The 25603-nt window shown below is 60.9% G+C and carries 19 protein-coding genes, 2 tRNA genes and 1 other RNA gene; 18 read left to right on the top strand and 4 right to left on the bottom strand.

What is annotated here, in order from left to right; all coding sequences use genetic code 11:
• Window positions 1-278 precede the first annotated feature (278 nt).
• The 3 genes from ACX9NZ_RS07765 to ACX9NZ_RS07755 all read right to left on the bottom strand — a co-directional run bounded on the left by ACX9NZ_RS07765 (window position 279) and on the right by ACX9NZ_RS07755 (window position 4664).
• Window positions 279-1367: a hypothetical protein gene (locus ACX9NZ_RS07765; RefSeq protein WP_407496471.1), complete on the bottom strand. Its 1089-nt coding sequence runs from the start codon at window positions 1365-1367 to the stop codon at window positions 279-281.
• 484 nt (window positions 1368-1851) lie between these two features.
• Complete coding sequence (locus ACX9NZ_RS07760; RefSeq protein WP_407496469.1) at window positions 1852-3792, bottom strand: acyltransferase family protein; 1941 nt, start codon at window positions 3790-3792, stop codon at window positions 1852-1854.
• A gap of 317 nt (window positions 3793-4109) precedes the next feature.
• Complete coding sequence (locus tag ACX9NZ_RS07755; RefSeq protein ID WP_302742351.1) at window positions 4110-4664, bottom strand: LemA family protein; 555 nt, start codon at window positions 4662-4664, stop codon at window positions 4110-4112.
• Between the two features lie 301 nt (window positions 4665-4965).
• Between ACX9NZ_RS07755 and ACX9NZ_RS07750 the strand changes: the two genes are divergently transcribed.
• The 11 genes from ACX9NZ_RS07750 to ACX9NZ_RS07700 all read left to right on the top strand — a co-directional run bounded on the left by ACX9NZ_RS07750 (window position 4966) and on the right by ACX9NZ_RS07700 (window position 17434).
• On the top strand, window positions 4966-5556 hold the full coding sequence (locus ACX9NZ_RS07750; protein ID WP_407496466.1) for a TetR/AcrR family transcriptional regulator: 591 nt from the start codon (window positions 4966-4968) through the stop codon (window positions 5554-5556).
• A 24-nt stretch (window positions 5557-5580) separates the two neighbouring features.
• A tRNA-Ser gene (locus tag ACX9NZ_RS07745) sits at window positions 5581-5670 on the top strand.
• 247 nt (window positions 5671-5917) lie between these two features.
• Entirely contained in the window at window positions 5918-7843 is a 1926-nt protein-coding gene (gene tadA, locus ACX9NZ_RS07740; RefSeq protein ID WP_407496464.1) for a tRNA adenosine(34) deaminase TadA, read from the top strand.
• Window positions 7844-8056: 213 nt separating this feature from the next.
• Window positions 8057-8152, top strand: an RNA gene (gene ffs, locus ACX9NZ_RS07735) — signal recognition particle sRNA small type.
• A 243-nt stretch (window positions 8153-8395) separates the two neighbouring features.
• Window positions 8396-10288, top strand: coding sequence for an ABC transporter ATP-binding protein (locus ACX9NZ_RS07730; RefSeq protein WP_304291705.1), 1893 nt, complete (start codon window positions 8396-8398; stop codon window positions 10286-10288).
• Window positions 10281-12245, top strand: a complete 1965-nt coding sequence (locus ACX9NZ_RS07725) for an ABC transporter ATP-binding protein (protein ID WP_304291686.1) — start codon at window positions 10281-10283, stop codon at window positions 12243-12245. The genes ACX9NZ_RS07730 and ACX9NZ_RS07725 overlap by 8 nt, the downstream gene beginning before the upstream one ends.
• Window positions 12246-12469: 224 nt before the next feature.
• Window positions 12470-14023, top strand: a complete 1554-nt coding sequence (locus tag ACX9NZ_RS07720) for a PTS transporter subunit EIIC (RefSeq protein ID WP_294121632.1) — start codon at window positions 12470-12472, stop codon at window positions 14021-14023.
• Window positions 14024-14198: 175 nt separating this feature from the next.
• Window positions 14199-15548, top strand: coding sequence for a family 4 glycosyl hydrolase (locus ACX9NZ_RS07715; RefSeq protein WP_294121634.1), 1350 nt, complete (start codon window positions 14199-14201; stop codon window positions 15546-15548).
• 107 nt (window positions 15549-15655) lie between these two features.
• On the top strand, window positions 15656-15895 hold the full coding sequence (locus ACX9NZ_RS07710) for a hypothetical protein (protein WP_118652361.1): 240 nt from the start codon (window positions 15656-15658) through the stop codon (window positions 15893-15895).
• A gap of 55 nt (window positions 15896-15950) precedes the next feature.
• Window positions 15951-16649, top strand: coding sequence for a MurR/RpiR family transcriptional regulator (locus ACX9NZ_RS07705; RefSeq protein WP_294159974.1), 699 nt, complete (start codon window positions 15951-15953; stop codon window positions 16647-16649).
• On the top strand, window positions 16649-17434 hold the full coding sequence (locus tag ACX9NZ_RS07700; protein WP_118652365.1) for a helix-turn-helix domain-containing protein: 786 nt from the start codon (window positions 16649-16651) through the stop codon (window positions 17432-17434). The genes ACX9NZ_RS07705 and ACX9NZ_RS07700 overlap by 1 nt, the downstream gene beginning before the upstream one ends.
• A gap of 75 nt (window positions 17435-17509) precedes the next feature.
• On the opposite strand, the gene ACX9NZ_RS07695 is transcribed toward ACX9NZ_RS07700, so the two are convergent.
• Window positions 17510-18850 carry an IS3 family transposase gene (locus ACX9NZ_RS07695; protein ID WP_459389438.1) on the bottom strand — a complete coding sequence of 447 codons (1341 nt, stop codon included), beginning with the start codon at window positions 18848-18850 and terminating at the stop codon, window positions 17510-17512.
• A 479-nt stretch (window positions 18851-19329) separates the two neighbouring features.
• Here ACX9NZ_RS07695 and ACX9NZ_RS07690 point away from each other — a divergent pair, with 479 nt between their 5' ends.
• The 7 genes from ACX9NZ_RS07690 to ACX9NZ_RS07660 all read left to right on the top strand — a co-directional run bounded on the left by ACX9NZ_RS07690 (window position 19330) and on the right by ACX9NZ_RS07660 (window position 25466).
• Window positions 19330-20592 carry an MFS transporter gene (locus ACX9NZ_RS07690; RefSeq protein WP_118652367.1) on the top strand — a complete coding sequence of 421 codons (1263 nt, stop codon included), beginning with the start codon at window positions 19330-19332 and terminating at the stop codon, window positions 20590-20592.
• A 124-nt stretch (window positions 20593-20716) separates the two neighbouring features.
• Window positions 20717-21367, top strand: a complete 651-nt coding sequence (locus ACX9NZ_RS07685) for a QueT transporter family protein (RefSeq protein ID WP_407496706.1) — start codon at window positions 20717-20719, stop codon at window positions 21365-21367.
• A gap of 83 nt (window positions 21368-21450) precedes the next feature.
• Window positions 21451-22635, top strand: coding sequence for a glycosyltransferase (locus tag ACX9NZ_RS07680; RefSeq protein WP_407496704.1), 1185 nt, complete (start codon window positions 21451-21453; stop codon window positions 22633-22635).
• Window positions 22636-22694: 59 nt separating this feature from the next.
• On the top strand, window positions 22695-24041 hold the full coding sequence (locus tag ACX9NZ_RS07675) for a histidine kinase (protein ID WP_407496708.1): 1347 nt from the start codon (window positions 22695-22697) through the stop codon (window positions 24039-24041).
• 71 nt (window positions 24042-24112) lie between these two features.
• The gene (locus tag ACX9NZ_RS07670) at window positions 24113-24847 is read left to right on the top strand and encodes a LytR/AlgR family response regulator transcription factor (RefSeq protein WP_407496702.1); all 735 of its coding nucleotides are present in this window, start codon (window positions 24113-24115) and stop codon (window positions 24845-24847) included.
• Window positions 24847-25302: a YfcE family phosphodiesterase gene (locus ACX9NZ_RS07665; RefSeq protein WP_118652373.1), complete on the top strand. Its 456-nt coding sequence runs from the start codon at window positions 24847-24849 to the stop codon at window positions 25300-25302. The genes ACX9NZ_RS07670 and ACX9NZ_RS07665 overlap by 1 nt, the downstream gene beginning before the upstream one ends.
• 86 nt (window positions 25303-25388) lie before the next feature.
• Window positions 25389-25466 (top strand) — tRNA-Asp (locus tag ACX9NZ_RS07660).
• The last annotated feature ends 137 nt before the right edge of the window (window positions 25467-25603 follow it).

Raw genomic sequence — 25603 nt, 5'->3', positions numbered from 1 at the left:
GTCATGAGGTTCACGGCCGCTTCGTTGACTAGTCGCGCGTGTAACGTCGAAAAAAATGCAATTAAAACGCTTCAAATTCGACATTTTACGCGAGACGTTCCAAAGAGGGGCGCTCCGATCGCGTTGAGGCCATTGTCTCGATAGCGCCGAGGTGCTTGCCGCATGCGTTGAGGCGCGTGCCGTTCGCGCCGAGGTGCTTGCCGCGCGTTGAGACGCCCCTCGCTCGCGTTGGCATGCTTGAGACATCCCATATTTGACCTAGCTGGCTTTTGCTGCGCCTATCTTCGATGCTCATAGGGGGCAACAAGGTCTGCATAGCATTCGAGCGGAGGCATCTCTTCGCACTTGGCGCACGTGGGCAAAGAGACCATCGCGTGGTCTACAAACATCTCGGATGTATCCCGAGGAACGCCGTAGCTTTCGAGAAGTTGGGCAAAATAGGCTACATTACACACATCGTCAAACGAAAAACGTACGATGCGCGCTCCATTGATGCTGAGGCGCGATTCGCGTAGGCGCTCATCGCTGAGGATTCTTACCAGGTCCTTACCTTTTGTCATGGCTGGATCGACATATTTCTGCTTCCCATCGAGCTCGCCGATGATCACCGTTCCGTCTGAAAGAGTCCAGTAGAAGTCGACGCGAATCACCTTGCTTGGATTCATCGGATCATGGCATTCGATCTGGAGGTCGGGTACGGCAAATCCAAGCATGATCATCGTTGCGCGCGCAATGGACTCGCCGCCACTTTCACTGCGAGCGTCGGCGAGAGACAGGACATCAACCGCCCTTTGCAGATCATGTTGCCTAACGATCGCCGGATCGTTTTCGAGCAACTCGATGAGGCTGCTACTCGTTTTCCCAGTCACTCGCAGTGCGGAATCGGCTATGGGGAGGGAAGTTCGTAAATCTCCGGCTCGCAGGCACTGGTGAAGGGTTTGGGCAACCGTCGTCACGCGAATGCCATGGAGTATTTCGTGCGTAATATGCTTGCTGCTTCTCGCGATAATCGATTTTGACTGCACTTGGTACGGGGCGACGATGCTCAGTCTGTCAAGAAGGCTGTACGATACGTTCCATCCGCGAATCGCAGCCGCAGTATAACCGTCGAACACCCATTCCGGATGAATCTGCGAAAGCGCTTTTGCCATGTGTGTGACCTGCTCGGTGCGGGAGAGCCCATTCCAGTACGCCTGTCGAACGTAGATTCCGCGATACGGAGAATAGATCGGGTTCCGTTTCGCGTGGTTCGCGCGATAGGCGAGCGCCCGCATGAGATGTGCATTGTGAGGCCGGACGAGACATTGGCCATGCTCCTCCGCCTCGTTTAGGAGCAGCTCGATCTTGTTGTCGTTGGTAACAGTCATTTGCCCCTCCCATGTGTTCGGCCTGTCGGGAGACATGAGCGTAGCAGGGGGTTCTGGCTCGTTTTTAAGCAGTTGTCCTCGTGTTTCTGTCGGTATCCTGTCACCTGCGCGGGGTGTTTCGAACCTGTGCAGGTGGAGCGAGTGGCGGATTGTCGCTATGGGTGCATTTAGGCTGGAGGCGCCATCTAAAAATCGCAATAACAGCGTGTTAACGAGGGTGAGGCTAGATGTGCGAACGAGACGTCTTTGGCAGGGAGGCACTCGTATGCAGGCAAGCGTTGCATGGCGATGAATACACGGGTGAGACGCTACTGACGGAGCGGCGCGGTCGAGGTGTCTTTGACAGAAAGACGCGAGCGTAATGTCGAAAATGACGCGCTTCAATCGCGATTTTTTCGACATTACGCTCGCGTCGTCGTGCCGTCGGCAGTGACGTCCCGTCAGCATCGGCCCCTGCTCGCGCCGACGTCCCGCCGTGCCGCCGCTATTCCGTGTCACCTTCGATCTTCATATGCGCAAACTCGGCCCCAATTGACGTCTTGAGGCTGTCGAGCGCGTGCTGGGCAATCAACAGGCGCTCGTCATCTCCATCCTCGAGATGGATGGGCAGGTAGCGGGCCACCTGGTCGTCAATGAGCTGGAGATACTCGGTGACGCCTGTGTTCGAGAGGTGAATGCCGTCGCCATCGAACAGGTCGTTGCGGTCGGCGCTGTACGAATACCAATCGATGAGGATGACGTTTTTGTAGCGCGAGGCAGCATCGGCGAGAACTTGGTTATTCGGCTCGCACCACGGGCGCGCCGCGCGGTTGTTCACGAACACGACGATGCGGTTCGTTCCGGCAAGATTCATGAGTTCATCGACGTTCTCGCTCGAGAACGGCCCGTTCGTGCCGAGTGCGAAGACGCTAACGCGACCTGCGAGCCCTTGGTCCACAAGCGATTTGTAGATGTCGATGCCGGCGGTGAACTGCCGATTCATTGCCGCATCGATATAGCCGTGCGGGAACATCTGGTTGAACGAATCGACTGCGCGCAGCGAGACCGAGTCGCCCACCATCGTGATGTCGTAGGTGCCGTCCGCCGCCGAGGTGCCGCCTTGGGGCGAAGTGCCGTCCTGGTCGGGCGCTGCACTATCGGTGCCATTGGGGCTGCCATTTTCACTTGCGCCCTGAAGAAGTGCGGTGCCGTCCTCGCTCAGGGCAGAGGTGGCGGGGACGAACGCGATGCCTCCCGCCGCTACGAGGGCCGTGGCCCCTGCAATCGCCAGCGGGATGACGTTCGCGCGGGCCCATTTTGGCAACGTCTCGCGGTCGCGCAGCTGCGAGACGATGCGCTTGCCGGCTCCATGTCGAAATGGCGTCTCGATGCAACGATAGCTCAGCTCAGAAATGCCGATAACGATGCAGACCTGCAGGGCATATGCCCACCACGGCTTGGTAGTCACATCGCTGGCGGGGTTCATCAACAGGAGAAGCGGATAATGCCACAGGTAGATGCCGTAGGAGCGCTGTCCCAGCCATACGAGGGGCTTAATGCCGAAGAAACGTCCAAGGTGACTATGGGGTTGCGCGCACGCAGCAATGACCATGAGCGTGAAAAGCGAGGTAATGAGAATTCCCCCATAGTAGGGGAAGGCACTGTAGCCGTTCGTGAACGCCATGAGCATCAAGAGGCCCGCGAGCCCCAGAACTCCTAAGAGGTCGAGCGGGCTTGCACCGTGTTGCTTGAGATGCCGCTGGCTATTTTTCGCCAATGCGGCGTGCAGGGCGTCGCGCAGGGCCCGAGGTAGGCGAATGTTGGTGACGAGTGCGAGCCAAGCTCCCAAAAGAAGGGAGAACGCGCGTGTGTCGGTGCCGTAGTAGATGCGACTGGGGTCGGTGGCGGGATCGTAGAGGATCGCCATCTCAAGTGCCGACACCGCTGCGAGCGCCAGGGCGGCGCGACGGATCCGCTTCTTGGGCTCACCGTGACGCAGCGCAAGCATGAGCGCCACAGGCCATACGAGGTAGAACTGCATTTCAATCGCAAGCGACCAGAAATGAGTGAGTGGCGACGGGTCCCCGATCGCATTAAAATAGGACTGCTGGTTGAAGATCTGCCACCAGTTGTTCACAAACAGGGCAGACGGGATGATATCTGGCCTCATCTTGGTGAGCATGACGTGGTTGAACAGGGTGCAGAGCGCCGCGGTCGCCACGATCACCGTGACGATAGCGGGAACGAGGCGGCGCAGGCGGCGCTGCCAAAACCCCTTGAGATCGATGCGCCCCGTGCCCTTGTGCTCACTGAGCAGCAAGCGTGTGATCAGGTAGCCCGACAAGACGAAGAACACGGTGACGCCTTGCATGCCGCCGGGAACGAGGCTGGGATTGAGGTGGTAGAGCACGACGGCAGCGACGGCGAGGGTGCCGGATGCCGTCAAGCGCCGGGATGTAGGGCATGCGTCCCTTGCGAGTCGTTGCGTCAGGGGCGTGCAGGTCGGCGGGGGAGGAGGCCCCAAAATCGCCTTCGGGTGTCGTGGAGGCTATGGGATGTTGCGGTGAAGTGACCAAGGCGGAGTCTTTTCTATCAGGTGCGTTTACCGGTCTATCGCGATTCTAACGCGTATGCGTGCACGTCATTCGAACGCGTCATGACTGTTCTGTAAGCGTGGTGGCGGGGCATGGCAAGTGCCCTAAAACGCGGACGCCCCACAAGCGGTGGTGCTCGCGGGGCGTCCGATCGATTCGAAGGTATCTGCTAGAACTTGACCTGCGGAACCTCGCGCGTCGCTTCCGCGGCTTCAAAGCCGGTGCGCGGCTTGAACTGGAAGACGCCGGCGAAGATGTTGCCGGGGAAGGTCTGAATACCGTTGTTGTAATTCAGCACGCAATCGTTGTAGCTCTGGCGAGCGTAGGAGATCTTGTTCTCGGTGTCCTCGAGGGAGGTCTGGAGCTGGGTGAAGTTGGCGTTCGCCTTGAGGTCGGGGTAGGCCTCGGCAACCATGAGCAGCTGGCGCAGGGCGCCGGTGAGAACGTTGTCGGCAGCCATCTTCTCCTCGGGGGTGGCGGCTGACCCGGCGGCGGCGCGCGCCTCGGTGACGGCGTCGAGGGTCTCCTTCTCATGCGCAGCGTAGCCCTTGACGGTTTCGACCAGGTTGGGAACGAGGTCGTTACGGCGCTGCAGCTGCGTATCGATGTTCTGCCACGCGTTGTCAACGCGGTTGCGCAGGGTGACCAGGTTGTTGTAGATGCCAGCGATACCCATGGCGAGTGCGGCGACGACGATGATGACGATGATGAGCGTGAGATCCATGCGTGCTCCGTTTCTGCGGCGGCGTTTTCGCGCCGTGCTCGTGGTACTGGTCAGTATACCCATGCACGCGGGTCGATGTGCATGACAAGGGACTCGCAGACGAAGGTGCGCACCTGCCGCGCCCAGCGCCCGCCCGATCGTGGCCTCACGTGGTCACCTGTTGCCGATAATTCGTCAAGAGCCACCTGCCGCTTGCACATTTCCTATCAAGCGGTAGGATAAGAGACACCTATAATATATCTATCTTAGTGCGCTCAAATGCGTTATAACGTACGAGCGTATTGTTGGGAATGGGATCGAGATGGATCTGCGTATTCAAAAAACGTACCGTTCGTTGCTCGTGGCGTTCACCAAATTGCTCGAGACGCATCGCTACGAGGATGTGACGATCGCCATGCTCTGCGACGAGGCCATGATTCGCCGGACGACCTTCTACAAGCATTTCGCCGATAAATCCGAATTCTTCAGCTTTTTTGTCGATAGCCTGCGCATTGAGATCACCAAGTATGGAGAGGAGCAGTCCGCCGGCTCGCGATCTGCCGAGGCGGATGGGGGAGTGAATGCTGAGGAGGGCCTGGCGATCCTGCGCGCCCTCGTCGATTTCATGCTCGATCACGAGCGCATGATCGACAACATTTTCGAAAGTTCAATGAGCGGCATGATGGTTCTCATGATGGCCGATCGCGTGGCGGAAACGCTGCGAGAGCGGTACCGCGACAAATTCCAGAAGAGCGAGGCGGACGTGATCACGCTCGCGTCTGCATCGGAGTTCGCCGCCGGCGGAATCGTGCGCCTATTTGAGAAGTGGTGGGTGCGCGGACACAGCGTAGAGGGCAAGGTGGAGTTGATTACCATTGCCGAAGCCATGGTGACACGCGTACTCAGGTCCTAACGATGGTATGATTACCCAGCGCGTGGAGAGATGGCAGAGCGGTTGAATGCGGCGGTCTTGAAAACCGTTGGGCACGCGAGTGTCCCGGGGGTTCGAATCCCCCTCTCTCCGCCAGTTTTTGTTTGATGGGCGAGTTCGAAAAACTTGCTTTGAGGTGGATTGGCAGATATTCGAACCCGCGAGGGGGCGGAGCTGAGAAAACGCGAAGACGTTTTCCAGCGTAGCCCGCAAGGCGCGAAGCGCCGCAGCGAGGCGAGGACGCCGAAGGGCGTCCGTCGAATCCCCCTCTCTCCGCCAGTTTTTGTGAGTTGAGCGAGCCCAACCGGCTCGCTTTTTTCATATGGTGGACGAGGGTGATTGCATGCGAGGCCAGTTTGCAGACGACGAGCGCTTCATGCGCGAGGCTCTGACAGAAGCCCGGGCGGCAGCAGCACTCGGCGAGGTGCCCATCGGCGCCGTAGTGGTGCATGAGGGTCGCGTGATCGCCCGCGCCCATAACCGCCGTGAGCTCGACGAGGATCCCTCGGCACACGCCGAGTTTTCCGCCATGATGGAGGCATCGCGTGCTCTGGGACGCTGGCGCCTCACCGGATGCACGGTGTATGTGACGCTCGAGCCGTGCCTCATGTGCGCGGGCCTCATGGTCAACGCGCGTATCGACCGCTGCGTGTACGGCGCCGTCGATCCAAAGGGCGGTGCGGTTGGAACGCTGTACGACGTGAGCCGGGATCCTCGTCTCAACCACTCGTTCGAAGTCGAGGCGGGCGTCCTTGGAGATGAGTGCGCTGCCGTGTTGCGCGAGTTTTTCCGAGGGTTGAGGGCCAAGCGCAAGGGCGCGGCGGTTGGTACGGGTGCCATGGCCGTCGCGGACAGCTCCCCTGCGAGTTCCCTCGCGCAAGGTGCCTCCGCGCCCGCCCTGGTGCCTGCGCCTTCACGCCGCGTGATACTCGCCATCGACTCGTTCAAAGGATCGGCGACGAGCGCGCAGGTCGAGACATGGTTCGCTGAAGGGATGTCTGCCGCCGACCTCGGTTTGGATGTCATGTCCATCCCCGTTGCGGATGGAGGGGAAGGGACGATGGACGCCGTTCGGGCGATGCTCGGCGGCGAGGTCCGCGAGGTCGAGGTGACCTCTCCCGTTGGAACCGCCCGTACTGCCGGGACGTTCGTTGCCGGGGCGTCTGCGGATGCCGGGAGCGCGGATACGCCCGAGGCGTTTGCCGGCGAGGTTCACTGGGCTCCATATCTCCTGGTCGACGTTGATGGGGTGGGGCTCGACGGCGGACAAGCGGGCCTCATCGCCGTGATTGAGATGGCACACGCGGCCGGCATCTCCCGTTCCCCGCGCACGAACGAGGCTGCCCTCGCGGCAACAACCCGCGGCGTGGGCGAGCTCATGCTCGCCGCCGTCGCTGCGGGCGCGAAAACGCTGTATATCGGCCTTGGCGGCAGTGCCACGACGGACGGCGGTGCGGGCATGCTGCAGGCCCTCGGCGCACGGATTCTCGATGCAGCAGACGAGCCGGTGACGCCGGGCCTCGCCGGTCTGCGCGACGTTGCCTTCGTCGATCTCGCGCCCGCTCGCGAGGCGCTGGCTGGCGTACGGATCAAGGTCCTTTCGGACGTGGGGTGCCCTCTTGTGGGGCCGCGCGGCTCCGTGCGCATGTTCGGGCAGCAGAAGGGGCTGGGCACGGGCCTCAATGACATTGCGCGAGACGAGATGCTTCGCGAGTGCGACCGCCATATGTCAGCGTATGGCGCGCGCCTCACCGCCGCTCGCGATGCCCTTGATGGAACACCTTGGCAAGTTGCCGTCCCTGGCGCTCGCCCCACGTCGCTTGCGGGTGTGCCGGGAGCCGGCGCCGCGGGCGGTTTGGGCGCCGCACTCCTCGCCCTAGGTGCGGAGCTCGCGTCTGGGGTGGACGCGCTGCTCGATCTGGCACAATTCGATAACCAGGTGTCCGGCGCGATCGCGGTGATCACGGGCGAGGGATCAATTGACGCTCAAACGGCGGAAGGTAAGGTTCCGGCGGGGGTGGCGCGTCGCGCCAAGCACGTTTGCAAAGATGTTCCCGTCTTTGCGGTGTGCGGCTCGCGCGCCGAGGACCTCGGAAGCGTGTATGCACTGGGGATCGATGCGGTCCTGCCCATCGAGCTTGGTCCCCAGCCTCTGGAGCGTGCCCTCAGCTCCGCGCAAACCCGCTCCAATCTCATCGCCTCTGGCGAGACCCTCGCTCGCCTGATTGCAATGCGGGAAGCGAGTCGCACTGCGGGGCACCGACCGTAACGCGAAGAACCGACCCGCAATGTGAGGAATCATGGGTTTGAAGCGAGGCCACTCTTTCAAACCCATGATTCCTCACAAAAAGGTGCCTGGTAATGTGATTTATCATAGGTTTGAAACAAACGCGCTCATTTCAAACTCACGTTTTCTCACATGGGCGATGCTCTGGACGAGTGGGCTCAAAGCCGCTACTATAACAAGACACGCCTTGCGCGTTCGATGGGTTCGGGTGACGATATGTTCCGAACCTGGTCAGGTCCGGAAGGAAGCAGCCATAAGGAGCCTCTGACGGGCACCCGTTCCCATCGAGCACACGGGGCGTTTTTTGTGTCGCGGCTGCCTGGGACGTGGTTGCAGGGGAGGTGTCGCGGCTGCCATGAGGCGCGAGCGACGTGCCGCGCTATTGTCCCGGGACGCACGCAGGGCACCTGCTCGTAAACAATCTGATGCATCGCTCGGCCTTTCGTGGCCGGCTGTATAATACGTGCCGATGCACCTAGGCGCGGCGGTGTTTTGCGAATTCGTCTGCGCAACGAGTCCATGAGGGTCATCTACATGATTGGATTGCTCAAACGGTTTGGCCGCCCTTTTCGCCGAGAGCTGACGCTTGGACCGGCAAGCAAGCTCATCGAGGTCATATTCGACCTGCTTACGCCCCTTGTTGTCGCTCTCATGATCGACCGCGGTGTGGGCGAGCGCAATGTCGGTGTACTGCTCGCTTATGGGGCATTGCTCGTGGGTATGGCGCTGGCGGGCTTCGCCTCCACGCTCATCTGCCAAAAAATGGCCGCCCGTGCCTCCCAAGGGCTCGGTACCAGCATGCGCGACGCGCTGTTCGCGCATATCAACTCGTTTTCGTATGTCGAGCTCGACCGTTTTGGCACACCGTCGCTCATTACGCGCATCACCAACGATATCAATCAGGTCCAGCTCGCCATCGCGCTCGCGATTCGCCAACTCACACGCTTTCCGCTTCTTGCAGTTGGCTCCATGGTGGCGGCCCTGCTCATCGATGCCAAGCTCGGTCTGATTTTCCTGATTTCAACGCCTCTCATTGGGGCGATCTTTTGGTTTGTGATGGCGCGTTGCATCCCGTATTTCAAGCGCATGCAACGGCAGCTCGACCAGATTGGCCTGGTTACGCGCGAGGGTCTGTCGGGGGCGCGCGTCATGCGCGCGTTTGTACGTGAGGACTACGAGCGAGAGCGCTTTTGCCACACCGCGGTTGACCAGGCGAACACCGCCATCGCCGTTGGACGTCTGTCCAACGTGCTCAACCCGGCGACATTTCTCGTGATGAACTTGGCTGTCTGTGCAATCCTATGGGTCGGCGGCATCCAGGTAAACGTGGGCGCGCTCACGCAGGGTCAGGTCATGGCGTTCGTGAACTACATGACGCAGACGCTGCTTGCCATTGTCTATGTGGCGAATTTGGTGGTCGTGTTCACCAAGGCGAGCGCGAGCGCCGGGCGTATCGAGGAAGTGCTCGCGTGTGAGCCGAGCATGTGCGATGCCGCCGAGCGGGCTGGCGGGGACGATACCGGATCGGGGTGCACGGCGGGAGCTGTTGGCGAGGCGGCCCCTGCTTGCGAGACGGCCCCCATTGGCACGGCGAGCCCTACCGGCACGACGAGCGATGTGCTCTCCGGAGGCTTTGATCCGAGCGTCCCGGCGATCAGACTTTCCGGCGTCTCTTTTGCCTATCCGGGCAGCGCGGAGGACGCGGTGCACGACGTGACGTTCGAGGTTCCGCGCGGCGGCACGCTCGGCGTGATCGGCGGTACGGGCTCCGGCAAGTCGACGCTGGTGAGCCTTTTTCCACGTCTGTACGATGTTGCGCGGGGTTCTGTTGAGGTGTTCGGCCGCGATGTTCGCGCGTGGCCGCTTGGGGAGCTGCGCCGCGCATTCGGTTTCGTTCCCCAAAAGGTCGAGCTGGTGAGTGGCACCATTCGGTCGAATCTTCTGTGGCGCGACCCGCTCGCCTCAGACGCTGATCTGTGGAGGGCTCTTAAGACCGCTCAGGCGGAGGACTTTGCGCGCGCTCTTCCCAAGGGCTTGGATGCGCCTGTCGAGGCGGGGGGAAAGAACTTCTCGGGCGGTCAGCGCCAGCGCTTGACCATTGCTCGTGCGCTTGTTGGCGCGCCACCGCTGCTCATCATGGACGATTCGGCCTCGGCTCTCGACTTTAAGACCGATGCCGCGCTTCGCAGGGCGATTCGCATGCTCAGTGGTGCTGATTCAAGCGTGACCACGGTGGTGGTGAGCCAGCGGGTGTCTTCGGTGCGCGGCGCCGACCTCATCTGCGTGATGTGCCATGGCCGTGCGGTCGGTGTGGGCACGCATGAAGAGCTTATGGCGACGTGCGAGGTGTATCGCGAGATCGCTGAGTCCCAGTTGTACTCGGATGCCGCTGCATCGGCGGCGGAGGAGGGGGGCGCACATGCCTAATCCGTATGCCTCCACGGCCGGAGCCTCCACCATCACGGCGACCGTATCGGGAAATGACAACCTGAATGATTTTCGCGATTCCCGCGGTGGCGGCAATTCCGACCGTGCGCAAAAGCCGATGGGGACGGCTCAAGTCGCTCGCCGCATCTTCGCCTACGTACGTCCGCATATCCTGCTGTTCGTGGCATCGTTCGTGTGCTCTGCGCTTTCCGTCGTGCTGCAGCTTTTCGTGCCCATATTGATCGGGCGTGCGATCGACCTGATTGTGAGTGCGGGAAGGGTGGACATGGCGGTGCTTGTGCCGCTGCTCGCGAGGCTTGCGGCAACCGTTCTCGCCGCAGCTGCGTTGCAGTGGGTGCAGGGCGTGTGCGTGAATCGGCTCTCTTACACCACCGTGTGCGATCTGCGCATCGAGGCGTATGACAAACTCACGCGCATGCCTCTCTCGCTCATCGACCGCCATCCCCACGGTGACTATATCTCGCGTGTGGTGAACGATGTGGATCAGGTGGGCGACGGTCTGCTGCAAGGTTTGACACAGCTGTTCAACGGCGTGGTGACGGTTGTCGCCACCCTCGCCTTCATGCTCGCGACCTCGGCCCCCATGGCGATTGTCGTTGTGCTCGTCACGCCGTTTTCTGTGCTCGCGGCGGGTGCCATGGCGCGGTTTGCGGGGAAGAGCTTTACCGCCCAAATGAGCATTCAAGGCGAGCTCTCGGCATATGTCGAGGAGTATGTGGGGGCGCAGCGCTTGGTGGGCGCCTTTGCGTATGGCGAGCGCGCGCAGGAGGGCTTTTCCTCCATTAACCGTAAGCTTTACGCGGCGGGTGAGCGCGCTCAGTTTCTCAGCTCGCTTGCCAATCCGGGGACGCGCTTTGTCAACAATTGCATGTATGCCGTTGTGGCGGTTGTGGGCTTTGTGGGTGTGGTGACTGGTATCCCTGCGGTGCTCACCGTTGGCGACGTGCAGGTTTTCCTGTCGTACGCGAATCAGTACACCAAACCGTTCAATGAGATTTCGGGTGTCGTTACTCAGATTCAAGGCGCTTTTGCTTCGGCACGCCGGGTATTCGCCCTGCTCGATGCTCCCGAGGATGACATGGGGGAGAAGCCATTCGACCTTGATTCGAACGACGGGGCAGCGATGGATTCCGCGCGCAACTCTGTCGTTTTGCACGACGATTTGGCTGCCGACCTTGGGGCCAGCCTTCAGGGTGGCCCCAAGGGCGACGTTGTCTTTGATCACGTCGACTTCTCCTATGAGCCCGACCACCCGCTACTCCAGGACATCTGCATGCACGCGCGCCCGGGTATGCGTATGGCACTTGTGGGCCCCACGGGTTGTGGCAAGACAACGCTCATCAATCTGTTGCTGCGTTTTTACGATACCGATTCGGGCGAGATTCTCGTTGACGATAGGCCCATTGCCTCGTATTCCAGGGCGGACCTGCGGCGCATGTTCGGCATGGTGTTGCAGGAGAGCTGGTTGTTCGAGGGTACCGTACGCGACAATATTTCGTACGGCCGGCCGGACGCCACACGCGAGCAGGTGGAGGAGGCCGCACGCCGCGCCCGCGCCGATGCGTTCGTTCGAGCTCTGCCCGACGGCTACGACACGGTGCTGCCCGAGAACGGCGGGTCGCTATCGCAAGGTCAGCGCCAGCTGCTCTGCATCGCGCGCGTCATGCTCTCCGACCCCGCCATCCTCTTGCTCGATGAAGCCACCAGCAGCATCGACACCCGAACCGAAATGCAGGTCCAGGCGGCATTCGACGAGCTTATGCAGGAGCGTACGAGCTTCGTGGTGGCGCATCGCCTGAGCACCATCCGCAACGCCGATTGCATTCTCGTGATGCGCGATGGCCACATCGTGGAACGTGGCACGCACGACGAACTGCTCGTCGCCGGAGGTTTCTACGCCGAGCTCTACAGCAGTCAGTTTGCGCCTGCCGAGTAATATCGTTCGCGCCTTCGTCTAGCGCAAGGGCGCGAACGGCGGAAAAACTTCGGTGAGCGGCAATCTTGTTGGACAAGATTTCCATTTCTGTGGAACCGTACACGCCATTCCTTAAAGCCCCTTGGTATTTCGTAATCTCCCGTATCCTGCAACCAGCTGCAGCACGCGAAGAATCGCCTCTTCGCATATGGTCAGTTCCCATATAGATTTCGGGAGGGAATGGGATGAACCTCGACATTCAAGGTGCGATGAAGCGCTTCTCCGGCGCCATCATCAAGCCCGTCATGTTCCTCGCGGTCGCCGGTATCTTGCTGGCGGTGAGCGTTATCCTCAAGATGGAGGGCATGCCCGCGCCTGTGGTTATGCTCGGCCAGCTCATCTACACCTGTGTCAACTCCGGCGTGGTCGGCAACCTCGGCCTGATCTTCTGCATCGGCCTCACCTGCGCTCTCGCCAAGAAACGCGCCGGCGACGCGGCGGTCATCGCCGCCTCGACCTTCTTGGTCTTCCTGTATGCTAACAACGCCTGGCTCACCAATAACAACATGCTCATCGATCCCGCCGGCGGCCTGTATGGCACCGGTCAGGGCGTCGTCCTGGGTATCCAGGTCGTCGACATGGGCGTCTTCATCGGCATCATCCTCGGCTGCCTCAACGGCTGGGTGTTCAACAAGTTCTGCGACACCAAGTTCCCGGAAGTCTTCAGCACCTACGGTGGCACCAAGTTCGTCTTCCTCATCGCTATCTTCATCGCCGGCGTCCTCGGCGTCGTGATGTGCTACGTGTGGCCGGTTGTCAACGGCTGGATCAACGGCCTGCAGGATTTCATGTACGGTACCGGATACGCCGGCCAGTTCGTCTACGGCTTCCTGAACAAGCTCCTGATTCCCACCGGCATGCATCACCTGCTGTGGATGCCCTTCATGTACTCCGCCGTGGGCGGCACTGCGCAGATAGCCGGTGAGGCCTACGCGGGCTCCTACAACATCTTCATGGCCGAGCTCGGCAACGCCTCCGCAATTACCGCTATGGACCCGTCCATCCGCTTCAGCCTCCTCGGTTTCGGCAAGTGGTTCGGCACCGTCGGTACGGTCCTCGCCTTCATCTCGGTTGCCAAGCCCCAGCATCGTGCCCAGGTGCGTGCCATGCTCGTTCCCGCGGCGCTCGTCGCCATCCTCGCGGGCATCACCGAGCCCTTCGAGTTCATGTACCTCTGGGCGTCTCCGATCCTGTTCGTGGTCAACGCCGCCCTCGACGGCCTGTTCCAGTGCATCCTGTTCGCCTCGGGCTTCCGCGCGCTTCTCACGGGCTTCATCGAGACCGTTCCCGGTCTCATCGCCCTTCCCGCCGAGCTGTCTCAGTGGTTCATGGTGATTCCCGTCGGTGCCGTGGCGATCGTCGCCTGGTTCCTCGTCTTCCGTTTCCTCATCCTCAAGCTCAATCTGGTTACCCCGGGTCGCGAGGACGATGACGAGCTTCTCGACGAGGCCGATGACCCTTCGAGTGCGGCCCTCGCCTCGGGCATCTCCCCTGAGAGCGTCCAGGTCATTATCGATGGCCTCGGCGGTGCGGCGAACATCAAGAGCGTCATGAATTGCTTCACCCGTCTGCGCGTCGACGTGGAGGACATGTCCCTCGTCGACGAGGACAAGATCAACGAGTACAAGAACTCCGGCATCGTCCACGGCGGTCCGAACAACATCCAGATCGTCATCGGTCTGAAGGTCCAGGACGTGACTGAGGCCGTGAAGGCCGCCCTCGGCATCAAGGACGAGTAGTCCCAATCGCCGAGTTTCCGGCCGGGTGCGCAGCCCTCTGCGCCCGCACCCGGCGCTCCACCCACGGTAATCATGGGGCGCGCGCCCGAATCTGAACGGACGCGTGATACAAGGGCGCGTGCCATCGCGCCCCGTCCCAAGGCATAGGTCAGAACTTACAAGGAGAAGAAAGACCATGAGCAAAGAGCAGTTTGTCGTCACCATCGTCGGCGGCGGTTCCCGTTACACCCCCGGCATCCTCAAGATGCTGGTCGCCGAGAAGGATCGCTTTCCGCTGTCCAAGGTCGTCCTGTACGATAACGAGTACGAGCGCAACGCCAAGATCGGCGAGTACGGCCGTATCTTGATGAGCGAGTACTACCCCGAATGCGAGGTCGTGGACACCACCGATCCCGAGACCGCCTTCACCGGCATCGATTTCGCCTTCATGCAGATCCGCGCCGGCCGCCTGAAGATGCGCGCCTCCGATGAGCACATCGCCCTCAAGCATGGTTGCATCGGCCAGGAGACCTGCGGAGCCGGCGGCTTCGCCTACGGCATGCGCTCCATCCCCGCCGTCTGCGACATCATCAAGGACATCCGCAAGTACTCGCCCGAGGCCTGGGTCCTCAACTACTCCAACCCCGCCGCGATCGTCGCCGAGGCCACCAAGCGAGTCTTCCCCGGAGACAAGCGCATCATCAACATCTGTGACATGCCGGTCGGCATCATGAACCAGTACGCGGATGAGCTCGGCGTCCCCCGCAACTCCATCGAGGCCCGCTACTTCGGTCTTAACCACTACGGCTGGTTCACCGCGATCCTCGACAAGAAGACTGGCGAGGATTACCTGCCTCGCCTGCGCGAGATCTTCTCCGAGGACCTGCCCGAGGACGCCTTCTCCGACATCGATCCCAGTTGGTCCGCCACCTTCCACTTCATGCGCAAGATGGTCCGCGAGTGCTCCGACGGCATGATGCCCAACACCTACCTGCAGTACTACCTGTACCGCGATCACATGCTCGCCCACGAGGACCCCAACCACACCCGTGCCGACGAGTGCATGGAGGGCCACGAGAAGCAGATCTTCGAGATGGTCGAGGAGGTCATCGCCAACGGCAAGCTCGAGGGCACCAAGCACGCCTTCACCATCGAGAGCCTCAAGGACGACGACCACGCCTCCTACATCGCCGACCTGGCCTACGCCATCTCGCACAACACGCATGACGTGTTCCTGTGCATGACCGAGAACACGGGCATCATCCCCAACTTCTCCGAGAGTGCCATGGTCGAGGTTCCCTGCATGATCGGCGCGAACGGCGTGGAGCCCCTTAACGTCGGCGAGATCCCGACCTTTCAGAAGGGCTTGCTCGAGAACCAGTTCGCCTACGAGAAGCTCACGGTGGACGCGTGTCTGGAGGGCAGCTACCGCAAGGCCCTCGACGCGTTGACCCTCAACCGCCTGGTGGGCGACACCGATCGCGCCCGAGCCCTTCTCGACGACTACATCGAGGCCAACAAGGGTTACTGGCCCGAGCTGAACTAGCTCATGAGGGCGCGGGGTCGCGTTCCCCTCGACACGGCACGGAGTCGATGGGGGCGGCCTCGCGCCTTTTTGTCCGGTGGGCGCCGTCCCAAAGAGGGGAATCTGCAATGAACAAGGTGCGCGACCTTTGGAACCAATACGAATGTCTGGCGCCCAGGCGCAAGGTGGGGATCGCCCTGGAGATCGCGGCAGGCATCTGGTACCCTCTCGCGGGCATCGTCCTGTGGCTGTTCTTCAAGATCCGCAAGTCCGCGCCCGTGTTCAGGGCAGCGCCGCTTTCCGGCGCCGTCCTCTCCCTCGCGCTCTTTACGGTACAGTTCTTCGTGGGTGCCGCACTTACCGCATAGTCATATGGGTAATTCGGGGCGCCGGGGGCACACCGCAGTCGAAGGGGCAGGGCACATGGTCGGGTTGACGCCGCTTGAGCGTGACATCATCCAATTGCTCACGCAGCATATCTCCTGCAACGAGGAGATTTCCCTCACCGAGCTCGCCGAGGAGTGTCATGTTGCGAAGAGCACCGTGGTCAAGGCGGTTCAAAAGCTGGGATACGGCGGATTCGGCGATCTGACGTACAACATCCGCCTGAACGCCCAGAGCGCAGGCGGCCTTCTTCCCCGCAGACCCGTCTCAGGTGATGTAGATGACCAGGTCGACCGGCTCTCCCGCCTGCTCTGGTCCTGCCGGGACAAGCACAGCATCCTGTTCTCCGGCGACCATCGCATCGGGGCGCCGCTCTCGTCGTACATGTGCCGCAAGCTCGCCATGTTCGGGATCTTCGCGAGTGCGTCCTATGACTACCTCATGGTCGAGCACCATGCCCTCGACCCGGGGACGGCGATATTCTTCTTCCACCGAGAGCTGCCGGGGCGAGCGAATTGGGGCCAGACCTCCGGGTACGGCGAGGGGATGCTGCGCGCCGCGCGCGATGCGGGATTCTCGATCGTGGCGTTTTCCGACGACCCGGAAAAGTCGACACGAGTGCAGGCTGATCTTTGCATCGCGATTGATAGTCGGGATGATGCGGGCGGGGATCTATACATGACGCGCGTTCTTATGGTGTTCGAGATGGCTCTCGCGCGCATTTCAAAGGGGCTGTAATGCTGCAGGATAACGAGCGGATCGTGTATGCGGCCGTGCGGGACTTTGCCAAGAGGGGAGAGCGACCGACCATCGCCGCTGTTGCGCGCATGACTGGCGTGCCGCGTTCGAGCGTCGCACACGTCGCTGATACGCTTGGCTATCATGGCTGGATTGATTTCACTACGCAACTCGTTAGGTACTTCTCCTCGTTTCAACGTGAGGATGCACTTTCCGATAGTGTTCAGCTTGTGGCATCGGTCCTATCCGTCAATCGGGATCGTCCCGTATTGATTGACGCGATTGGCGATGCGGAAGTATTCATCCAGATAGGCCTGTTACGGATGTGTGAAGTGGGTTTTCACGCAATGCCGTATGGACCCGGTGTGGTTGAGGCACTATCACCGTATCCGGAAAAGATGTCTAAGAGGTTTCTGGATAAGGATGATGCTGCGGCAGCACCGTCAATGCGCGTGCTGAAGGGTGGCACCGGGATTGTTGGTCCTGACATTGCGACGCAGCCTGCTGCCGCGGGCGTCCTCATCGTGGTCAACGAAAGCGGCATGTCCCTGCTGCCAACCTGCCTCAAGGCGGCGAGCGGCGGGTTCGACATCATCGCCATAACGGCGAGCCACGACACCCCCGTCTCCAAACTCGCAAAGGTCAACGTCGTGATTAAGAACAACAAGTCGACCCCCGAAGCCTACGAGCCCAACTACTTCGCCGCCGGCGTCCTGGCGTTCATGGAGCGAGTGTTCAGCAGGGTTTCGCAACGGCCTCTATGCTCTGAAAATTGCAGTATCTAGCTGGGCGATCTGCAAAATACGAAAATATTAACGGTCAAAACGGGACTGCGGTGGGAATCCTGGACCAAATCCATCCTATGCGACTAGCCCCAAATCCCTTCGGTACTGCATGGGGCTCTTGTAATCCAGGTCGCTCTTGATCCTGATGTCACGATACCATCTCAGATACGCGTCGAGCATGGTGATGAACTCCTCGATCGTAACCCCATCCCAGTCGCGTCCGTAAAAGAATTCCACCTTGAGCCTTCCGAAGAAGCCCTCGCACCTCGCGTTGTCGGGGCTGCAGCCCTTCCTCGACATCGATCTGACCAGGCCGTTCTCTTCGCATATCTTTATCCAGCCTGGCCAGCGATAATGACCGCCTCTATCCGAATGCACGGCCGGGTGGTCGCCCTCGTCGAGCCACTCACATGCTCCGAGCAGCGAGGAGTTCGCCATCTCGGCATCGGGAGACGTGGAGATCGACCAGCTCAGCGGCATCCCGTCGAAACAGTCGACGATTGGCGAGAGATAGGCCTTGCCGGCGGGGATGCGGAACTCGGTGACGTCCGTTATCCATGTCTCGTTCGGGCTGTCGGCGCGGAAGCGGTGCTTTCCCCGCTCGTCTAGCAGTAGGTTCGGAGGCGCTGCGGACGCCTCGCCCTCGTAGGAGCTGTAGCGCCGCTTCTTCTTGGCGGCGCATGCGACCAGGTTCTCCTCGGCCATAATGGCACGCACGGTCCACTCGCCGACTCGGCTCTCAGATCCAGACCCGGCGTTGACCTCGGCGACGATGCGCCTGTAGCCGTAGGTGCCGCCGCTGGATTCGAACGCCGCTATTACCGCCTCCCTGGCGGCCGCGTGTTCCTCGGCCTCGCCTTTGAGCTGCACGTTCCTCGCGTACTCGTAGCTGCTCTTGGCCATGCCCACCACGGGGAGCAGCTCGCAGAGCTTATACTTGGTCCTCAGCGCCGTCACCATCGCCGCCTTCTCCGCGTTGGCCAGGCGGCCCGGGTCGGCGCCCGGGTCTTTTTTTACTATCTCGAGGGTCGCCTGGCGTACGTCGAGCTCAAGCTGCACCTTTCTGAGCTGCATCTTCGCCTCTCGCAGCATATCTCGAAGCTGCTCGATGTCATCGGGCAGGTCGTCGAGCTCCTTGCTCACGGGTTCTCCCTTCTTCTCGGGTCCCCCGTCATTATCGCCCATCATCTCCCTGCGCCAGAAGTAGGGTGCGGTCCTCGACACGCCGTGACGCTCGGCTATCACCGCGGCGGGCCCAGTCCTCGCCTCCAGCTCCGCCACCACCTGCACCTTCTTCTCGATTGGAATCGGCGGCGTCTTTGGGTTCGGGCCCCTATACTTGCGCTGCCCGGGCGCTATCTCGTCGATCCAGTCGCCGAGCACCTCGCGGCTCTTGGGATATCCCAGCGCCCTCATCGTCCTCACCAGGCTCTTTCCATGCTCGAGGTAGCGCTCGACGGCGCGCTGCTTCATCTCTGCGGTGTACCTCGGGTCGGTGGCGAACTTGCTCTCGGGCACCTCACCGGTTTTCTTGTACTCGTTCCACCAGTTACGCAGGCAGGCTCTCGTCGGATATCCTAACTCTGCGACGGTGTCGGCGTAGCTATGGTCGAATTTGATGAAGGTCTCTATCGCGCGCTTCCTCTGCCCCTGGCTGTACATGCGGTTCTCCTCCTGTCCCGCTTTGGTCCAGGATTCCCACCGCAGTCCCAACCTGCAAAATTCCGATATGTGTAGTCGCCGTACCCAGTTTGCTGGTCTGGACCGCTACGAGCTCTTTACCGGCACTTGGCGGAATCCCGACCTGAGCGACACGTGTGCTGCCGTATCATGCACTTATCTATGTGTTGAGACCCCGCGCGCAATCGTGGCGGGGGAAACGGGGAGTTACCGCCATGGCACTCAAATACACCAAGCTCGAGCGCAACTGGGTCATGTATGACGTGGGCAATTCGGCCCTTGTGTTGCTGAACACCTCGGTCGTGCCCATCTACTTCAACGCCATCAACACGGGCGCGCATCCAGCCGAGTTGGTGACTGCTTGGGCGAATGCGCAGACCATCGCCTCGCTTGTGGTTGCGCTGCTTATGCCCATTCTCGGCTCCCTTGCCGACTACGCGGGCAACAAGATCAAGTTCTTCACGGGCTTCTTCCTTACGGGTTTGGTGTTGTGCCTCGCCCAGGCCATCCCCATGAGCGCGGCGGTGTTCCTGGTGGTGTACGTGCTGTGCACCATCGGCCTCAACTCATCCATGACGTTCTACGACGCCATGCTCACCGACGTTACCACCGATGAGCGCATGGACTCCGTCTCGAGTTCCGGCTATGCGTGGGGCTATGTGGGCTCCACCGTCCCGTTTATCCTATGCATCGCCCTCATCTTTGGCGGGCCGAGCATCCTTGGCCTCGATACCCTCACCTGCACGCGTCTGACGTTCCTCATCACGGGTGCGTGGTGGCTTGCCTTCACCATTCCGCTGCTGCGTACATATAAGCAGCGTTTTGGCAAGGAGCGCGAGGGCGGCGCGGCGGGCGTTCTACACAATATCGCCCTCACCTTCAAGGGCCTGCTCACCACCATGCGCCGTATTGCGCACGATCGCGTGCTGCTCGTCTTCATGGTCGCGTTCTTCTTCTACATCGACGGCGTTCATACGGTCATCTCCATGGCCACCAGTTACGGAGCTGCGCTCGGCATCGATTCCACCCAGCTCGTGCTCGCGCTGCTCGTCACGCAGTTCGTGGCATTTCCATCCGCCATCATCTACGGCAAGCTCGCCGGACGTGTGGGCACGTTGCAGATGATCATCGTCGCGGTCGCCGCTTACGTGGGCATCGTGCTGTTCGCCGCGTTCTTCCTCAAGACGGCCGTGGAATTTTGGATCCTCGCCATCTTGGTCGGCATGTTCCAAGGCGGCGTCCAGGCGCTTTCGCGCAGCTATTTTGGAAAGATCATCCCCAAGGAGCGTTCCAACGAGTATTACGGCTTCTTTGATATCTTTGGTCGGTACGCTTCTGTTATGGGAACTCTGCTAGTATCTGTCGTGACCTCGCTCACGCATGATCCTTCTTTAGGAGTGCTTTCCATCGGGATCTTGCTGGTTGTGGGCTTGGTCATGCTAGTAAAGCTCTCCCGAATGCAGGCGGCGCGCGCATAAGACGTCCGGCCTGTATCCCGCGGCACGCATCTCACGCACCGGCCGCCCGGGCGAACACATACCACCTTACGGAGGGTTTTGCTGGCGTCAGTAAAGCCCTCCGATTTTGTAGAAGGTGGAGAACATGGGCACAAAACAACAGGTTTCTAAAACGGCGGCCTCCGCACGGGAAAAGGTCGCGGGCGCGGGATGGTCGCGCGATCCGCATTATATTGCGCGCGTGGGGATGATCGCCGCTGCGTATGCGGCGTGCACGCTGATCACCATGATGTTCTTGGGGAGCCTCGCATGGGGTCCCGTGCAGTTCCGCGTGAGTGAGGCGCTGTGCGTGTTGGCGCTTTTTACCCCCGCGGCGGTTCCCGGGCTCACCCTGGGCTGCATCATCGCCAACGTCGCCAACATCGCGCTCTCGGGGACTGGCATGCTCGGCATGCTCGATGTGGTGTTCGGCTCGCTTGCCACGTTCGCCGGTGCGCTGTTCACCTGGAAAATGCGTGAGCGCCCGCTCATTGCGCTTGCCGGCCCCGTGCTCGCGAATGCGCTGATAGTCCCCGCGTACCTGCCGTTGCTCCTGCAGGGAATCGGCTTCTATACTATTCCGTTCACGTCCATCTCGCTTGATGGCGCCTATCCGTTCATGTATGCCTTCGGGTTGGTGACCACCGGCTTGGGCGAAGCGGTTATCATGTACGTGTTGGGGTACCCGCTCTCGCGCTCTCTGGCAAAAACACCGTTCATCAAGCGCGAACTTGCTCAGGTGGGTACAACTAGGTAAAAGATGCGGAAGAGGCGTCGCGTTCCCTCACCAACTGCGCGGTGCGCAGATGTCCTCCCGTGAGTTTCCGGGGAGGGGGCTGCATGAATCCGACAATCGTCATTCCGAGTTACTGGGCAGGCGGACCCGCCGAGCTCAAGTCGCCGGGGGCGTACGACCATTCGTCGGACCTGTCGGCCTCCCGCCCCGAACTTGATCGCTGCTTGGCTTCTCTCGAGCAGGTCCGTCGTCTTCCGCGCGTCATCGTGCTGCTGGTATGTCCTCAGCAGGAGACCGAGCGCATCGCGCATCGCGTACGGGACATCATCGATGAGCACCCTACGGTCGACGTGACCCTCGTCACCAATCGCGAGGCATCGTTCATCATGGATCGAGTGAGCCGGATAGCCCCCAATGTGCGCGGAGAGACTGTCTCGCTGCGAGGGTACGGTGCCATACGCAACATGGGTCTTGCCTGCGCGGCCATTCTCGGCCACGACGTGGTGGTGTTCTTGGACGACGACGAAGTGGTTCTGGCGCCCGACTTTATGGACAAGGCCCTGTGCGGGTTGGGGCACGAGACGCGTCAGCGTCTGCCCATCCTGGCCAAGAGCGGCTATTTTTACAACAAGGCTGGCTCTCCCCTGGCCGACACCGGCAAGAAAAACGGAATCACCTATCGGTGGTGGACCAAGCGTATCGAGTTCAACCGCTGGATGGAGCGCGCCCTTGCGGGGACGCGCATCTCGCGCTCCAACTACGTCTGCGGCGGTTGCTTTGCCATCCACGCGCGTGCGTTCAAACGCGTGGCGTTCGATCCCTATATCACGCGCGGCGAGGATTTGGACTATCTGTTCAACATGCGCTTGCTGGGAATGGATGTGTGGTTCGACAATGCTTGGGTGGTCAAGCACTTGCCGCCGAGCCAGGTGGAAGAATCCCCGCGCTTCATGCAAAACGTTTATCGCTGGTATTACGAGCGCGCCAAGCTCGCGAGCGCCTCGCGCCGTCCCGATATCAACTCGGTGACCGCCGCCTCGCTCATGCCGTATCCCGGTCCGTGGATTTCGGGAGGTCTAGATGAACGCGTGCGCAAAACCGCGCTCATCCGTTCTATTTTCACCTGCGAGCACCGGGGCTATTGGCACATCTATCGCCGTGGGATTGAGGATGCGCGCGAATACGCGGCTGCCCATGAGACCGATTACCTCAGATTCGTCAGTTTTTGGCCGAGTATTATGGGCGGGCTCGCGGGTGACGAGCGCCTGGTTGCCCTTTTGGAGCGTTGATGACCGAGAATACATCGTCGGAGCACGAGGGCTCCCGGTGCCCACAGAGCTTTGAGGGAATGACCCAGGGCAGCTATCGAGCGGGAATGCTCGACGCGAACGAGGCGCTCAGGCTGCTCGCCGCCCTCGTGGTGTTCAGCATGGTCGGGTTCTTTGGTTATGCAATCCTCAACGGTGTGGAGACGGTCACCACCGTTGCCGCGCTCGTCCTGCTCGTGTGCTTTACGCTTGCGTTCATCTATGTGTTCTTTAGCCCCGATACCCTGCGCTCGCAGTACACGGAGCAAACGCTCGCCGTTGCTTCGGGCATGCTCGAGGACATTACGGGCGGTCTTACGCGCGAGAGCGCCGAGGAGATATGCTGCCGTCTGTTACCCGAGACGCGCGCCATGACCATCGCGGTCACTGACCGAGAGAAGGTGCTTGCGTGCGTGGGCGAGCTCGCCGATGACTTCCCTGCGGGCTCCCCGATTCACACGCCCACGACGCGCTATGTCATCGAGCACGGCATCGTGCAGTCGTTCACGAGCGACATGGACGTCCGCGGCGAGCGCGGGAGCAGGCGCAGCATCCCCGCGGGTATCATCGCACCGCTCAAGATCCGCGGACGTGCCGTGGGAGCCCTCAAGTTCTATTACCGTTCGCCACGGCACGTCAATCGCACGCAGTACGCCCTCGCCTCTGGCTTTGCCGAGCTGCTCTCCACGCAGCTTACCGTATCTGAGCTTGAGCGCCAGGCAGAGCTCACCGCGCGCGCGGAGGTTCGCGCCCTCCAAGCCCAGATTAACCCGCACTTCCTGTTCAACACGCTCAACACCATCGCGTCGCTCACGCGCACCGAGCCGTTACGGGCACGCGAGTTGCTCCGCGAGTTCTCCCAGTTCTACCGCGCAACTCTCGAGAACTCCGGTCAGCTGATTGCGGTCAAACGCGAAATCGCTCAAACGCTGCGGTATCTCAAGTTTGAGAAGGCGCGATTTGGCGAGGACCGCGTTTTGGTCGAAGTCGATGTGGACGAGGACGCCGAGGATGTCCTCATCCCCGCATTCGTGATCCAGCCGCTGGTCGAGAACGCCGTGCGCCATGCCATGCCGGACGAGGGTCCCCTTACGATCCGCATCGCGGTCGAGCGGGCGGGGGAGAGTGCCGTGTCGATTCTCGTGTCCGACGACGGTGTGGGCATGGACGAGCAGACGGCCATGCGCTTGTTCGACCGATCCTTGTCGGCGCCGGACCCCAATGCACCACAGGGCGGTGGAGCCGGCGTGGCCATGCACAACATCTCCGAGCGCATCAAGCGTTTCTACGGTCCCAAATCGCGTACAAGCGTGGAGTCGACTCCGGGGGAGGGCACCACGATTTCCCTTCACCTCGATCTTGAGGGTAGTATGTATGACGAAGGGTAGAATAGGAGCGGACCGTACGGACGGCGCTTCTCGCCGGGTCTCACTCACAGTATGAAAGGTTATCGATAGGTATGCTACGTGCGATGATCGTTGACGATGAGGCACCCGCTCGTTCCGAGCTGCGGTTCTTGCTCGAGCAGACGGGCAAGATCGGCTCCATTATCGAGGCGTCGAGCGTCCGCTCCGCCATTGAGATGCTCATGGAGGCGCGTGTCGATGTGGTCTTCCTTGACATCTCCATGCCCGGGGCTTCGGGACTCCAGTTTGCCGAGGCGCTCTACAAGCTCAAGAACCCGCCGGCGATCGTGTTCGTGACCGCGTACAGCGATCATGCCGTCGAGGCGTTCGATGTGGATGCCGTCGACTATCTCATGAAGCCCGTGGAGGAGGCCCGCCTCGATCGTGCGATCGAGAAGGTCATTGCCCGTGCCAAGCCCGTCGCCACTGCGGAGCCCACTTCCGCCAAGCCCACCAATATCGAGCGCATCCCGGTGGAAAAGGGCGGCCGCAAGGTGCTCATTCCGGTCGACCAGATCCGTTTCATCATGGCGAAGGACGACTACTCCTGCATTTTCACCGAAGACGACCGTTATCTGTCCACGACATCGCTCGCACAGTTCGAGTCCAAGCTCGGGGAGTTCGGATTCTTCCGCGTCCATCGTCGCTACATCGTCAACCTCGCCAATGTCGAGGACGTCGAGACGGTGCCCTCGGGCGCCATCCAGCTCGGCGTGAACGGCGTTGACGAGCGCATTCCGGTGAGCCGCCGGCGCGTGGTGCCGCTCAAGAAGGCGTTGAACCTGTAATGGAGCGGCGTGTCGACATCATCTCCGATACCCATGGCTACCTCGCTCCGGAGCTGCTGCGCGCCATCGAGGGATGCGACTTGCTTATCCACGCCGGCGATATCACATCCGAGAGCAACTACGCGGAGCTCGAGGTGAGCGTTCCCGTTCTGCGCGCGGTTTTGGGCAACAACGATGGTTACTACAACTACGGCCCCGATGTGCCGCGTGTGAACGAGTTCACGTACGAGGGGGTTCGGTTTTCGGTGGCGCACTACGCCGAGGACCTGCCGTTGGCGAGCTCGAACGTTGCGGTGTGCGGTCATACGCATCGGCCGCGCATCGACCGGGTGCATGGGTGTCTGGTGATCAATCCCGGGTCGGCATCGCTGCCGCGTGGCAGACGGGAGGCCTCCATCGCACGGCTTATGGTCGAGGACGGCCGCGTGCTATCTGCCGAGATCATCGACTTATAACTTTTTTTGAAAAAAGTTCTTGCGTGTGAAGTTGAAGTCTGTGTATACTAATCCCCGCAGCAAGGAGCACACGCGAATTGCCGCCTGGGGAGTTAGCTCAGTTTGGTTAGAGCGCCGGCCTGTCACGTCGGAGGTCGCGGGTTCGAGCCCCGTACTTCCCGCCATCGCAATCAAAGCCTCGTCGCAAGACGGGGCTTTTTGCGTTTGTGGTAGAGTTGTGAAGCGATGAATCTGCGCGAGGAGGGGCAGTACAGACCTTTCTCCAAATGCATCAAACACGCTATATTAGTACAATGTCAGT

This window comes from Collinsella sp. BM28 (assembly GCF_054551995.1).
The sequence above is the reverse complement of the archived record's forward strand: the minus strand, read 5'-3'. Positions and strand labels throughout refer to the sequence as shown.

What these genes read in the sequence shown, in the direction of transcription:
- ACX9NZ_RS07765 (WP_407496471.1), bottom strand. Translation starts at nt 1,367, where the DNA reads ATGACTGTTACCAACGACAACAAGATCGAGCTGCTCCTAAACGAGGCG.
- ACX9NZ_RS07755 (WP_302742351.1), bottom strand. Translation starts at nt 4,664, where the DNA reads ATGGATCTCACGCTCATCATCGTCATCATCGTCGTCGCCGCACTCGCC.
- ACX9NZ_RS07750 (WP_407496466.1), top strand. Translation starts at nt 4,966, where the DNA reads ATGGATCTGCGTATTCAAAAAACGTACCGTTCGTTGCTCGTGGCGTTC.
- tadA (WP_407496464.1), top strand. Translation starts at nt 5,918, where the DNA reads ATGCGAGGCCAGTTTGCAGACGACGAGCGCTTCATGCGCGAGGCTCTG.
- ACX9NZ_RS07730 (WP_304291705.1), top strand. Translation starts at nt 8,396, where the DNA reads ATGATTGGATTGCTCAAACGGTTTGGCCGCCCTTTTCGCCGAGAGCTG.
- ACX9NZ_RS07725 (WP_304291686.1), top strand. Translation starts at nt 10,281, where the DNA reads ATGCCTAATCCGTATGCCTCCACGGCCGGAGCCTCCACCATCACGGCG.
- ACX9NZ_RS07720 (WP_294121632.1), top strand. Translation starts at nt 12,470, where the DNA reads ATGAACCTCGACATTCAAGGTGCGATGAAGCGCTTCTCCGGCGCCATC.
- ACX9NZ_RS07715 (WP_294121634.1), top strand. Translation starts at nt 14,199, where the DNA reads ATGAGCAAAGAGCAGTTTGTCGTCACCATCGTCGGCGGCGGTTCCCGT.
- ACX9NZ_RS07710 (WP_118652361.1), top strand. Translation starts at nt 15,656, where the DNA reads ATGAACAAGGTGCGCGACCTTTGGAACCAATACGAATGTCTGGCGCCC.
- ACX9NZ_RS07705 (WP_294159974.1), top strand. Translation starts at nt 15,951, where the DNA reads ATGGTCGGGTTGACGCCGCTTGAGCGTGACATCATCCAATTGCTCACG.
- ACX9NZ_RS07700 (WP_118652365.1), top strand. Translation starts at nt 16,649, where the DNA reads ATGCTGCAGGATAACGAGCGGATCGTGTATGCGGCCGTGCGGGACTTT.
- ACX9NZ_RS07695 (WP_459389438.1), bottom strand. Translation starts at nt 18,850, where the DNA reads ATGAGGGCGCTGGGATATCCCAAGAGCCGCGAGGTGCTCGGCGACTGG.
- ACX9NZ_RS07690 (WP_118652367.1), top strand. Translation starts at nt 19,330, where the DNA reads ATGGCACTCAAATACACCAAGCTCGAGCGCAACTGGGTCATGTATGAC.
- ACX9NZ_RS07685 (WP_407496706.1), top strand. Translation starts at nt 20,717, where the DNA reads ATGGGCACAAAACAACAGGTTTCTAAAACGGCGGCCTCCGCACGGGAA.
- ACX9NZ_RS07680 (WP_407496704.1), top strand. Translation starts at nt 21,451, where the DNA reads ATGAATCCGACAATCGTCATTCCGAGTTACTGGGCAGGCGGACCCGCC.
- ACX9NZ_RS07675 (WP_407496708.1), top strand. Translation starts at nt 22,695, where the DNA reads ATGACCCAGGGCAGCTATCGAGCGGGAATGCTCGACGCGAACGAGGCG.
- ACX9NZ_RS07670 (WP_407496702.1), top strand. Translation starts at nt 24,113, where the DNA reads ATGCTACGTGCGATGATCGTTGACGATGAGGCACCCGCTCGTTCCGAG.
- ACX9NZ_RS07665 (WP_118652373.1), top strand. Translation starts at nt 24,847, where the DNA reads ATGGAGCGGCGTGTCGACATCATCTCCGATACCCATGGCTACCTCGCT.